This is a genomic window from Lacinutrix cladophorae, from assembly GCF_053604645.1.
The window spans coordinates 23,031-35,434 of sequence record NZ_JBSHNR010000071.1; the positions used below are offsets into that span (position 1 = coordinate 23,031).

Below are 12,404 nucleotides of genomic sequence, written 5' to 3' on the forward strand. Positions count from 1 at the left end.
TAAATACACGTAGAAATACGTATTGCAAAAAGGGTTTTTAAATGATAATTTAGTTTCTTTCAACTACATGACTATAAGCGCTTTATTAATAAAAAAAAAGAATACCTTTAGTTATTATGTAATATGTTTTGATACATAACCAAAAACCACTAACCAATGCTAAAATGAATAAACAACAAATTCTATATTATGCTAGCTAAAGTATAGGACGAACATTAATTAACCAACTAAAACAAATTACAACTATCATGACACTACGATTTTATACATTAAATATAATAATAGCCTGCCTTTTTTTAAGCTCCTGTGCTAATAATAATAAAGAATATGGCACCATGATTATTCATGGCGGAACCATTTATACAGTAGACTCTACACAAACAACAGTGGAGGCCGTGGTAACCAAAAAGGATAAAATTCTCTTTGCCGGAAGTTTTGAAGAAGCAAAAAACTATCAAAATGAACAAACGGAACTTATCGATTTAGAAGGGAAGACAATGACACCAGGCTTAATTGAAGGGCATGGTCATTTTATGGGCTTAGGCTATAACGAATTAGAGCTTAATCTTATGCATACCACTAGCTATCAAGATATTGTAGACGCTGTTGCTGCGAAAGTAAAAACGTCTAAACCAGGCGAATGGATAATTGGTAGCGGTTGGCACCAAAGCAAATGGGACAGTATGCCTGCAAACACCGTTAAAGGATTTCAAACGCATCATTTACTTAGCGAAGTATCCCCAGAAAATCCTGTTTTTTTATTTCATGCAAGTGGCCACGCAGGATTCGCAAATGCTAAGGCTATGGAAATTGCAGGTTTAAAAAGCTTACGTAAAGAAGGAATCCAGTCGTATGCTATGGAAGGAGGTGAAGTCATTGTAGATGCATTTGGTATGCCAACAGGTATTTTTAATGAACATGCAATAAGTATGATTTACAAACATATACCAGAAGAAACGCCAGAAACAAACCAGCAAGCGTTTCATCTAGCTATGGAAGCATGCCATAAAAATGGTATCACTAGTTTTCATGACGCAGGTATTTCAAAAGATATTATAGCGCTATTTGATGACATGAAATCGGCTGGAAAAATGAATGTTAGAATGTATGCCATGTTAAGAGGTGGTGAAGAATTACTTGAGGAATGGTTTGAAAAAGGTCCAAGAATAGATCCAGACCATCGGTTAACGATACGTTCTATAAAATTAAGTTGTGATGGTGCTTTAGGCTCCAGAGGCGCTTGGCTTTTAGAACCGTACACAGATCGTCAAGGGCATTATGGCCATGAGACGCTTCCAATGGATATTGTAAAACAAGTAGCAATAAAAGGATTGCAAAACAATTTTCAAATCTGTTCGCATGCCATTGGAGATCGTGCCAATAGAGAAATTCTGGATCAATATGAATTGGCGTTAAAGGAATTAAACATGTTAGATGCCGATCATCGATTCCGTATTGAACATGCGCAACATCTACATCCTGATGATATTCCTCGTTTTGCAGCATTGCATGTAATTCCAGCAATGCAAGCCATACACTTGTCTTCCGATAGACCTTGGGCTATTGACCGTTTGGGGGAAAAACGAATCAAAGAAGGCGCTTACATGTGGCAAGCGTTATTACAGAGTGGCGTTCCTATTGTAAATGGAACGGACGTGCCTGTAGAGCCTCTTAATCCTATTGCTAGTTTCTATGCTAGTGTAAGCCGAAAAACACTTAAAGGAACTCCTGAAGGCGGTTATGAGCCAGAACAAAAAATGACACGAATGCAAGCATTAAAATCCTACACCTTAGATGCAGCTTATGGTGCCTTTGAAGAAGATATTAAAGGTTCTATTTCCAGTGGTAAGCTTGCTGATTTTACCATTTTCAATCAAGATTTAATGACTGTGGAAGAACATCAGATTTTAAATACGGAAATCGCCATGACTATTTTTAATGGTGAAGTGGTTTACAGGAAAGAAACAAAATAACGAAAGCATAACCACACATATACTAATTACTAGCTTCTCGCCTACTTACAAAAGGCTTCTTAGATTTTTAGACTAGCTATACGGTTTCCCTTAAGGAGGTTACCAAGGCTTGTTATACCTTCTTCTAGAGAAGTACTGGCAGTAACTTTACAAAAAACACGTAGAACTACGTATTGTACATTAGCGCGTTAATTGGTAATTTCGTTTTGCTAACTTTTTGACTAAAAGCGCTTTAATAATAAAAATAGCAACTTAATTTATTATATAATGAGTTAGCAAACATTAAAAACAAATATTACAATTAAATTATTTAACAAATGAAACAAGTTTACATTTTTATTTTTTTTGCATTATCATTTAAATTATCATTTTCGCAAGTTATCAATCCCATTTCAGCCACTACTACTGCAACAAGTATTACAGGAAGTTTAAATGCATCATACGATCAAACAGGCTTGGTTGACGTGTCAGACCCAACAACTAACCATAGTGGTGCAACTACATCAAATTCATTTGCCTGTAATTGTCAAAACCCAGTTTTTGATTTTGATTTAGGAGGTACATATACTATTGATGGTATAATTTTTTGGAACGCTGGAGCTAATCCTCCTGCTATCTATACAGATGATGGAGTAAATACTGTTAAATTTTATTCATCAACTGATGGCGTTAATTATTCAGAAATAATTGGAGGACCGACATCATACACTCAAAATAGTTATTTAAATACAATTACTGATGAAATCCTTGCTATAACTAATACATTTAACAGTGTAAGTGTAACACATATTAGAATGGAAGTACTCAGTAATTTCCACGGTCAAAATTTCACTTCTTTTTCGGAAATTGCTTTTACCACTAACAATGATTTATCAACTAATGATATTATCATTAAAAAATCAGTGAAAATATTTCCAAATCCTTCCGTTGACTATATACAAATTCAAGGATTGACTAAATCAGAAAATTATAGAATTTATAATGTTATTGGTTCAGAAATTTCAAAAGGAAGTATTAATACTAATAAAAAAATTGACGTTAGCAACTATTCTAATGGATTATACTTCTTAAAATTTGAAAACGGAGATACAATTAAATTTTTAAAAGAATAAAACACAACGTTTGCTAACAAAGTATATAAAAAATAGTAGTTAAGTGCAAACTACAAAGTTTGTGCTTAACTACTATTTTATTGCTAAACTGAAAATAAAAGCATTATTGCTCTGCTACTTTTCATATACCTAACGTTGTGCTTCATTATAAAAAACCGCTAACCAATGCTAAAATTCTTTAGAAAAATTAGACAAAAAATGCTGATCGAAAATAAATTCAGCAAATATCTGGTTTATGCTATTGGCGAAATTCTATTGGTGGTAATTGGAATTTTGATTGCATTGCAGATTAATAATTGGAATGAAGTTCAAAAGAGCAAAAGGAAAGCTACCACTATTTTGAAAGAAATTCGTTCGGATATGTTTAAAGATTTAGAGTTAATCGAAGAATTAAAACCTTATTGGGGAAGAGAGATTATGTACTTTAAAAAGGTTTTACCTTCATTTAATCCTCGCAAAGAAATAACTTCCTTTGCCGAATTTGATACTATTAGCAAAATATCTTATTCGGAGTTATTTGGATATGATATGCCTTTTCGATCCAACACAAGTGCATACGATGCAATGATTGCTGATGGCAATTCTGACCTTATAATAAATGACACCTTATACTCAAATATTCAAAGGTTCTATACTTTTAATGCACCTACAAATGAAAATTTATTTGAAATCTTAAGACAAGGTTCATCGGATTTAAATTATAAATATGCTCCTATATTAACTTATAAGCCATATAAAAACCTTAGTGATTTAACGGATGAAAATTTAATTGCTGATCTTAATATTTATTTCGAATCAAAGAATTTTTATTATTGGAGAACATTTGTCATAAACCAAGAAAGCCTTATGGATATTATTTCTCAAATCGACAAAGAATTAAAACAATAGCTGAGTTAAAAATAACGAAAGCACAACCACACATATACTAATTACTAGCTTCTCGCCTACGTATAAAAGTTTTCGCAGATTTTCTGCTTGCCTATACGGTTTCCCGTAAAGAGATTACAAAGTCTTGTTCTATCTTCGTCAAGCAAAGTACTGTGAATATCTTTACGAAATATACGTAGTACTACGTATTGTACATTAGCGGGTTAAATGGTAAATTTACTTTACTGACTTTTAAACTAAAACGTTTTATTAATAATTAGTAGGGCCTTTAGTTATTATATAATAGGTTGCCATGCATTAAAAACAAAGTAAACGCACGTATATAAAGATGATGACAAAATTAAATTGGTATTACAAAGGCATAATTTTTGGAATTTTTGTACTAATTTCAAACAGTGCTATTGATTTTTTAGCTGGTGATTTCACTTTCGACGGAATTGGAAAAAAAATAATACTTTCTCTAATTTCTGGTTTGTTATTAGGATTGTTAATGAAATATATTGACAATAAAAAAACAGAATAGCTAAAATAAATTTCGGAATTATTAACGCAAACGAAATGGTGCACCTTATAGAAAAGTGCACGCCATGGAAAATGAAAAAATTTGCAAAAAAATACGTATTACTACGTATTGTAGATTAGCGCATTAATGGTGAGTTTCGTTTTACTATCTTTTAGATTAAAAATGTTTTATTAATGAATAAAAGAGACTTTAGTTATTATATAACGAGTTAGTGGCAATTTGAACCCCAAAATTACCAGTTATTGGGTATTGAATAATAATCTACTTTTAAATAATTTGTAACAACCAAAATTTATATATTATGAAAAAAGTAATTTTCTTTTTCTCATTAATTCTAATAATGGGAATTCAAAACAGTAGAGGTCAAAATGTTCAATTTCAAATACATGAACAATCACATGGATGGTTAAATTGGCAAAGTGGTGGCGATAATTTAATCGGTAAACAGGATGACAAAAGAATTGAGGCAATCAAAGTAAAACTAGTTGATTTTCCAGCAGGAGCATCGATAATTTATAGAGCACACGTTCAAGGCATCGGATGGCAAAATTGGGTTTCAAATGGTCAGGTTGCTGGGACTACTGGACAGAGCAGAAGACTTGAAGCCATAGAAATTAAACTTCAAAATTCACCATCAAATTATTCAATTTGTTACACGTTAGATGTTGGAGAAAGAGAAAGTTCCTCTTTGCCCTTTTTGTATCCTGGTGGCATATCAAAAGGATGTGATGGACAATTGGCTGGAACAGTTGGAAGAAGAAGACCTGTTTGGAGAATTGGAATGAAAATATTAGACAAGAATAATATTGATAAAAAACCAACCAAAAAAATTTCAGGCGAAAATATATATACTGTTACTAAAAATGGGACTAGTCTAATTGTTAAATTCAACAAAACATTTCTTTTAAGAATTCATACAGGAGATACCTATATACCATATTGGGAGGGTAGCACAAACAAAGGAGACACCTTCCAAATTAAAAAAGGACAATGGTGCGAAATAAAATTAAAAGGAAAATGGTCATTTATGACTGATGCAAATAATAATCAATAAACCAATTTACGATGTGTACCTGTAAACAAAAAGATAAATTACAAAATCCACGGTTAGGATATTTTGACTACGTATTTGAATGTAGAAAAGACAACGGACGACCGAAATTCATTACTGTTACTTCAACAAATGATTCACAGGCGAAACAACTGGCTGAACAGAAATGCGAAGAACGAACTGAATAAAAAAACTGCCACTAACATCGTGTATAAAAAAATGCTAAATTAGTGCTTAAATAAAGATCGTTGCTCTTTTGTTACGTCTGATTTTCCTACGGAAAATCCTCGCTCACAAAAACGCAACTTTTCATACACAAACACGTTAGCTATAATAAACTCACTCATCAACTGTAACAATAAGAATTTAATTGAGTCTTTAGAGAAAGAAAAAATATGACCGAAAAACAACTTGTATTTATCATTTTAGCTCTACTAATTTCAAATTTGGGGTATGCTCAAAACCTTCAACCTAAAATAGATGACTTGTACCAAGTAGACGAAAATTCACCTGGATTTTCAATAGCCGTATTTAAAGGAGATGAAATTATACTTGAAAAACAGTACGGAAATTCAAATCTTGATTATAATATTCCTATTACAAATGAAACTGTATTTGATATTGGTTCAATTGCGAAGCAATTTACAGCAGCAGCAATTTTATTATTAGAAAATGAAGGGAAATTATCTACAAAAGATCCTGCTTACAAATATATCGACAACCTACCTCGATATAAAAAAGGAGACCCAACAATTGAGCAATTGCTAAATCAAACAAGCGGAATACCCGAAGTAGACCCATATTTCCATTTAACAGATTTGTCTTTTAACGATTTACTTACACAAACAAGAGTTAGCAATATAATAGTAAATTTAAAAGAACTCAACTATAAACCAGGTGAGTATTTTGAATATACCAACGTAAACTATATTTTACTTGCTGATATTATTGAAAAAGTATCAGAAAAATCTTTCATAGAATATCTACAAGAGCATATTTTTTCACCACTGAAAATGGAAAGTACCATCAAGAAAAATAGTACGTACACCATAATAAAAAATAGAGCTATAGGATATATTGAAGATGATGATGCTTACTACAAAATGCATTTGCACTCTGCAATCTACAATGGAGATGGTCAAATTTTGACTACACCAAAAGATATGTTTAAATGGCATCAAGGTATGCGAAATGCAACCATTGGCACACCTTATTTGTGGAAGAAAATGCAAACTAAAGCGAAGCTAAATGATGGAACCATAATTGACTATGGTTTAGGAGTTGAATTTGAAACACATAATGGTTATTTTGCTATGGGATTTGACGGTATGATTATGGGAGGCTTCGTTTCTAAATATTTATACTTTCCGGAATTAGATATTGCAATTTTTACTACACAAAACACTTTTGAAGAAGACTTCGAAGACCGATTTTTTCAACTTGTGGATTTATACATTCCAAGTGAAAAGGAAATTGACACGAATCAAGAACAAGAGAATACAATTATTGAACTGCCCAATGATGTCCTTAAAAAATATGAGGGGAATTACATCTTTTTGGGTAATGAATATGAAGATGTAAAAACTGGAATTATTAAACTAAAGAACAAAGAATTAGTCCTAACAACAGCTGATGGAGAAGAAATAGGAAAATTAAAGCCTCTTGATAATCAAAAGTTTTTGATGGACGGCATAATTATGGAATTTGATGTTCAAGCCAATAACAAGCAATACAAGTTTTATGCAAACGAAAATGAAAAACCTTGGATTTTCAAAGAACTTGAACCCTATGAGCATACAGAATTAGAGTTAAAAGAACTTGAAGGCATTTATTTAAATAAGAGTTTACAAGTAGCTAAAGAAATTAAATTTGAAAATGGTGCGTTGCAATTTTATTATGGAAAAGGAGCATATAGCGCTGAAATAGATACATTATCTAAAGACCTATTTAATATTCCAAACTACCCAATTCAGTTCTTAAGAAATAAGGGTGGAAAAATTGTTTCAATGAAAATTATGGGATTAGAATTTGAAAAGATATAATACTATGGCTAACAACGTATATAAAAAATGGCGGTTTAAGTCCTTAATTCAAATTGATTTTCATAAATTTAAAGTCAGTACCAATCCGAAAAGTTAGTGCATAAAATCCGCTACTTTTCATATATAAGACCGTTGTAGCACATTACACGTAAAAACAGTGAATGCCTCTAGATTAGTCATTCACTGCTTAAATAAAAAGAAATATAATTAGTTACTTCCATGCCATTGAGCCCAATCTTTCATACTTCCAAATAAGACATTCCTTCCATTAGAGCCATTGGTAAGTATAATAATACCAGATTTTGATTTAAAATCGAGCATGAAACCAGAATGCCAACCTTCGTTAGAACCTCCATGACCGTTCAATGTGAAATCTCCAAAACGATTCATCTCCATATAACCCATTCCATAATTTCCATTTGATATTTCAGTTGGTGCAGTTAAAAGTGAAATGCTTTTTTTAGACAATACAGGATTTTTTGAAAATGATGCTTTTGCAAATAGAATTAGATCATCTATGGTTGTATGTAAACCCGCTGCTGCTTGCGCATTAAAAAGGCGCAACGGAATTTCCTTTGCTTCTTCATCATACGCTTTAGAAGAGTTTTTTAATATCTTTTTATTGATATCGAAACTTGTATGTTTCATTTTTAAAGGCTTAAATATGTTTTTTTGCATATAATCTGCAAACGATTTACCAGTCACCTCTTCAATAACTAGCTGCAAAATAGAATAGCCTCCACCAGAATACTGCCATTTACTTTCTGGCTCCATAATAAGCTTTACGGCTTCATCTGGATTGGAAGTTCCCGATAGTGATTGCCTAACGGATGTTAATTCATTTTTAGATTCATACCCATTATAACCATGCACAGATAAACCAGCTGTATGCTGTAATAAATTTCTAATGGTTACTTTATTAGCATCAAACTCACTAGCTGGCAATTTCCACCCTGAAATATAATTGGAAGCAGGAGCGTCTAATCGAAGTCTTTCTTCTTCTACTAATTTCATAATTCCCCAAGCGGTAAACATTTTTGATATAGATCCTATATTAAAGCCTGTTGTACTGTTAACTGCTTCTCCGCTTTTTATATCAGAAAATCCATATCCTTTTTTAATAATCACTTGATCATTTTTAATAATTGCGATTGCCATACCAGGCACGTTATGCTCTTTTAAAGCAATGTCTGTAGATTCATCTAAGGTTTTTTGTAGCTCCTTTTCAGCTGTCATTTGTGCATTTACGGATAAAGTTGATAATGCGATTGTAATAATTGTAATTAAAGTTTTCATATGTATTTAGTTTTAAATTCGATGCAAACCTAGAACTGAATATTCGTCATTTAGAATTATTTTGATTAAGTTAACGTATCAAATGGTAATCAACTCATTATGATATTTAAAGTATCTTTATCAATAAATTTGATACGCTTACAATATGATAAGAGACGTTCATAAAATAAAAATTGTAACCTTGAATATGCAATATAGATTTGTGTCAAAATCATAAACAATTAGAAAACATGACACACAAAAAACTATTTAAACTTTCTGCTATTTTATCTGGAATCATTATTGTATTAATGGTGATTTTAAGAAACGCCCAAAGCGAAATATTTACAGTTCTATCTGGATTATTGGGATTAACAGTCTTTTACACACTTTTATATTATCTCTTTCAAACTGAAAAGATAAAATTTGGAGCTACTAATCCAACCCTAAAATATCTTTTCTTCGGAATTAGTATTCCCTTATTAGTATACGGAGTTCAAATAACTACAGGAACTGATGGATTTTTTACTAATGCGATTAGAATTCTTTTGTCGATTGAAATATTCTATTTGATTTTCTATTGGATCTTTAAATACCGAAAAGGCATTCAGAAACTTAAAAGTGATAAATTAGAAGCAGAACTGATGCTTTTAAAAAATCAAATAAACCCACATTTTTTCTTTAATACATTAAACAATTTATATTCCTTAATAAAGAAAGATGCTGATGCTGCTCAAGACTATGTTTTAAAATTATCAGATTTAATGCGATTTACCATTTACGATAGCGGGAAAGAAAGTGTAAAACTAAAAGAGGAAATAAACTATTTAATAAATTTTATTGATTTGCAAACGGCTAGATACCATAAAGATATTGATGTTAATTTTGAAAAAACGATTAAAAATTCAGATACAAGTGTAGCGCCTTTACTGTTTATCATCTTATTAGAAAACGCCTTTAAGCATGGTGTTGAAAGGGCAACTGAAAATGCATTTGTTCATGTAAAACTTATTGAAGATGATACTAAAATAAGTTTCACCGTAAAAAATAATTATGATACTGAAGACACTTCAGAAAATGAAGGCATTGGACTGAAAAATTTAAAAGATCGATTAAATTTAATATATCCAAATAGCCATAAACTGTGTAATAGTATGGAAGAAAACATCTATACAACAACCTTAGAAATAATTAAGTAATGATAAAATATATAATTGTAGACGACGAAACTGCCGCTCATGATAATATTAAAGATTACGCGAGTAATCTGTCGTATTTATCCTTTCAAAAAAGTTGTTATAATGCTTTTGAAGCTCTTGAGTATTTAAATAAACATTCTATTGACCTTATCTTTTTAGATATTAATATGCCTAAACTTTCTGGTTTAGAGTTTTTAAAAACACTTTCTAATCAGCCAAAGATAATCATTACCACAGCCTATGAAGAATTTGCTTTAGAAGGTTATGAGTTGAATATTGACGATTATTTATTAAAGCCATTTAATTTTAGTCGTTTTGTAAAATCTGTTAGTAAAATTTCTGATGCATTGGCTAATAAATCCATATCAATACAAAATTCAGAAAATAATGAAGACGCTAAAATATTTATAAAAGAAGATAAAAAATACTATCAGATTAAACTTAATGACATTCTATTTATAGAAGCCTATGGAAATTATGTAAAAATAAATATGATTGATAGAATTATCGTTTCACATCAAACCTTAACATCCTTTACTCATAATTTGCCTGAAAATCAATTTATTAGAGTACATAAATCGTTTATTATTTCAATTGATAAAATAGTACTAATTGAAGGCAATAGAATACTTATTCAGGATCATAAAATTCCAATAGGCAAAATGTATAAGCTTAATGTAAATCGATTAATAAAATAAAATTTTTCAAAAACGTGCTACAACAACGTGTATAATTCATTGCTACGGAATTTCCTCGCAGGAAATTCACTTGAATTAATTCACTTCGTAGTACGCTGGAAAATCCTAACTGTTTTTCCGCAACTAACCATACACAAACCGTTGTGTAATTTGACAAATCCCATGTACACAGGAGAGCCGACAGAAGGAATAATGTTCTATAATTTACTTATGAATTCAGAAGAATTTACATCTGAATTAGGAAAAGTTGCTTTAGCTTCAGGAAAACTAGAAGCAGAATTAATAATATTTCTGACGCAAAATGGAGTTAGAGGTAATTATATAAAAGCAACTCTTGGAACTCTAATAAGAATAGGAAAAGATAATAAGTTATTTGACCAAAATATGGTTATATCATTAGAGTTAATTACAAAGCAACGCAATTACATTACACACAATATATATGCTCTATTCACAAATTTAATTGATGAAACAATATTGGAAAAAAATAATCTTTTAGATTCAGATGTACACCTATATACAGAAAGCGCTTGGCAACTGAAATAAAACACAATAAAGATTCTTGCAAAGGGTTTGAGGAAATCCTTTACACCACCATATACAACAAATACCTCCTAACCTACTCCAAAAACCCCAACATCCTGGCATTTACTATTTCCGCTTGATCGATAGATAAAAAATGTCCTGCATTTTCTATAATTTCTCCTTTTCCTTGTGGTAGCATTTTGGCAATTTCTATGGTGCGTTTTTCATTAATCATATCATCATCACCAATTAATACCAACACTGGCATTTGTAAAGATTTTAATTCGTCGTTAGAAAATGGTTGCATGCGCGACATAAATTGGTTCACCGAATCTTTTTCGGTAGCGATATAATATTGCTCTAAATAAGCTTTGCTAATATTAGGTACATTACTAGACATGCTTTCTAGACTTTGAGCTATGCGTTTTTCTTTAGACGAAAGTAGTGTCACTATATTTTTAAATAAATCCACACTTGGTTTAATCCAAGTAAAGGTTTGCGCAGGACTTAATAACACCATGCTTTTAATACTTTTCTGGTTGTCTAAAGCCAAGTTTACTGCTAACCAACCGCCTCTTGAAGCACCAATTACATGAAAGTTCTCTAATTTTAAAGCAAAGAAAACTTCTTGGTACCAATCGATTACCTGGTCTACGCTCTCTAAATCGGTGTACAATAAAGACTTTCCTGGCTCTAATATAAAATCTATAGCATACACCCGATGGTTACTACTAAGCGCTTTAATATTTGGATACCACATGGTAGAACTCGCGTTCATGCCATGTAATAAAACTACAGGTTCTCCGTTTTCTGGTCCGCTAACTAGTACATGTGCAACGCCATCTGTGGTAGGAATGTATAATTCTTCAAAAGCAACATCCCATAATTTTAGAGTTTCGTTATAGGCTTCAAAATAGGCTTTATCCGAAATATTTGCATTCGTAATATAATCTGGTGTTTTTTTAAACTTTTTATATTCGTCTGAACAATTAAAAAGTAAAACCGAAAACACTAGTACTAAAAATGGTTTCATTTAGTTAAATTATTAGTTCGTGCAAAGCTAACTATAAATACAACTAACATTAGCTAGTTAGTGTGTTATTTTAAAACATTATCCC

General features: G+C 31.3%; 11 protein-coding genes. 9 read left to right on the forward strand and 2 right to left on the reverse strand.

Going from position 1 to position 12,404, the window contains the following annotated elements:
* Positions 1-248: 248 nt before the first annotated feature.
* From ACVC3Y_RS01550 to ACVC3Y_RS01575, 6 genes are all read left to right on the forward strand, one after another.
* Positions 249-1,973: an amidohydrolase gene (locus tag ACVC3Y_RS01550; RefSeq protein ID WP_452225919.1), complete on the forward strand. Its 1,725-nt coding sequence runs from the start codon at positions 249-251 to the stop codon at positions 1,971-1,973.
* Positions 1,974-2,290: 317 nt separating this feature from the next.
* Complete coding sequence (locus tag ACVC3Y_RS01555) at positions 2,291-3,085, forward strand: T9SS type A sorting domain-containing protein (protein WP_452225920.1); 795 nt, start codon at positions 2,291-2,293, stop codon at positions 3,083-3,085.
* Positions 3,086-3,250: 165 nt separating this feature from the next.
* Positions 3,251-3,973 carry a DUF6090 family protein gene (locus ACVC3Y_RS01560; protein ID WP_452225921.1) on the forward strand — a complete coding sequence of 241 codons (723 nt, stop codon included), beginning with the start codon at positions 3,251-3,253 and terminating at the stop codon, positions 3,971-3,973.
* A 328-nt stretch (positions 3,974-4,301) separates the two neighbouring features.
* Complete coding sequence (locus ACVC3Y_RS01565; RefSeq protein WP_303425790.1) at positions 4,302-4,496, forward strand: hypothetical protein; 195 nt, start codon at positions 4,302-4,304, stop codon at positions 4,494-4,496.
* A 301-nt stretch (positions 4,497-4,797) separates the two neighbouring features.
* Complete coding sequence (locus ACVC3Y_RS01570; RefSeq protein WP_452225922.1) at positions 4,798-5,550, forward strand: hypothetical protein; 753 nt, start codon at positions 4,798-4,800, stop codon at positions 5,548-5,550.
* A 392-nt stretch (positions 5,551-5,942) separates the two neighbouring features.
* Positions 5,943-7,589, forward strand: coding sequence for a serine hydrolase domain-containing protein (locus ACVC3Y_RS01575; protein ID WP_452225923.1), 1,647 nt, complete (start codon positions 5,943-5,945; stop codon positions 7,587-7,589).
* Positions 7,590-7,796: 207 nt separating this feature from the next.
* Here ACVC3Y_RS01575 and ACVC3Y_RS01580 read toward each other — a convergent pair whose 3' ends face one another.
* Positions 7,797-8,885 (reverse strand): serine hydrolase domain-containing protein, encoded by a 1,089-nt coding sequence (locus ACVC3Y_RS01580; RefSeq protein WP_452225924.1) that lies wholly within the window; start codon positions 8,883-8,885, stop codon positions 7,797-7,799.
* A gap of 230 nt (positions 8,886-9,115) precedes the next feature.
* On the opposite strand from ACVC3Y_RS01580, the gene ACVC3Y_RS01585 reads away from it, so the two are divergent.
* The 3 genes from ACVC3Y_RS01585 (at position 9,116) to ACVC3Y_RS01595 (ending at position 11,307) form a co-directional block, all read left to right on the forward strand.
* Positions 9,116-10,063, forward strand: coding sequence for a sensor histidine kinase (locus tag ACVC3Y_RS01585; protein ID WP_452225925.1), 948 nt, complete (start codon positions 9,116-9,118; stop codon positions 10,061-10,063).
* Positions 10,063-10,761 carry a LytR/AlgR family response regulator transcription factor gene (locus ACVC3Y_RS01590; RefSeq protein ID WP_452225926.1) on the forward strand — a complete coding sequence of 233 codons (699 nt, stop codon included), beginning with the start codon at positions 10,063-10,065 and terminating at the stop codon, positions 10,759-10,761. The genes ACVC3Y_RS01585 and ACVC3Y_RS01590 overlap by 1 nt, the downstream gene beginning before the upstream one ends.
* Before the next feature lie 210 nt (positions 10,762-10,971).
* Entirely contained in the window at positions 10,972-11,307 is a 336-nt protein-coding gene (locus tag ACVC3Y_RS01595; RefSeq protein WP_452225927.1) for a hypothetical protein, read from the forward strand.
* 73 nt (positions 11,308-11,380) lie between these two features.
* Here ACVC3Y_RS01595 and ACVC3Y_RS01600 read toward each other — a convergent pair whose 3' ends face one another.
* Positions 11,381-12,319: an alpha/beta fold hydrolase gene (locus ACVC3Y_RS01600; RefSeq protein ID WP_452225928.1), complete on the reverse strand. Its 939-nt coding sequence runs from the start codon at positions 12,317-12,319 to the stop codon at positions 11,381-11,383.
* Between the last annotated feature and the right edge of the window lie 85 nt (positions 12,320-12,404).

Excerpts from the sequence above, each read along its gene's own strand:
- ACVC3Y_RS01550 (WP_452225919.1), top strand. The coding sequence starts at position 249 with ATGACACTACGATTTTATACATTAAATATAATAATAGCCTGCCTTTTT.
- ACVC3Y_RS01555 (WP_452225920.1), top strand. The coding sequence starts at position 2,291 with ATGAAACAAGTTTACATTTTTATTTTTTTTGCATTATCATTTAAATTA.
- ACVC3Y_RS01560 (WP_452225921.1), top strand. The coding sequence starts at position 3,251 with ATGCTAAAATTCTTTAGAAAAATTAGACAAAAAATGCTGATCGAAAAT.
- ACVC3Y_RS01565 (WP_303425790.1), top strand. The coding sequence starts at position 4,302 with ATGATGACAAAATTAAATTGGTATTACAAAGGCATAATTTTTGGAATT.
- ACVC3Y_RS01570 (WP_452225922.1), top strand. The coding sequence starts at position 4,798 with ATGAAAAAAGTAATTTTCTTTTTCTCATTAATTCTAATAATGGGAATT.
- ACVC3Y_RS01575 (WP_452225923.1), top strand. The coding sequence starts at position 5,943 with ATGACCGAAAAACAACTTGTATTTATCATTTTAGCTCTACTAATTTCA.
- ACVC3Y_RS01580 (WP_452225924.1), bottom strand. The coding sequence starts at position 8,885 with ATGAAAACTTTAATTACAATTATTACAATCGCATTATCAACTTTATCC.
- ACVC3Y_RS01585 (WP_452225925.1), top strand. The coding sequence starts at position 9,116 with ATGACACACAAAAAACTATTTAAACTTTCTGCTATTTTATCTGGAATC.
- ACVC3Y_RS01590 (WP_452225926.1), top strand. The coding sequence starts at position 10,063 with ATGATAAAATATATAATTGTAGACGACGAAACTGCCGCTCATGATAAT.
- ACVC3Y_RS01595 (WP_452225927.1), top strand. The coding sequence starts at position 10,972 with ATGAATTCAGAAGAATTTACATCTGAATTAGGAAAAGTTGCTTTAGCT.
- ACVC3Y_RS01600 (WP_452225928.1), bottom strand. The coding sequence starts at position 12,319 with ATGAAACCATTTTTAGTACTAGTGTTTTCGGTTTTACTTTTTAATTGT.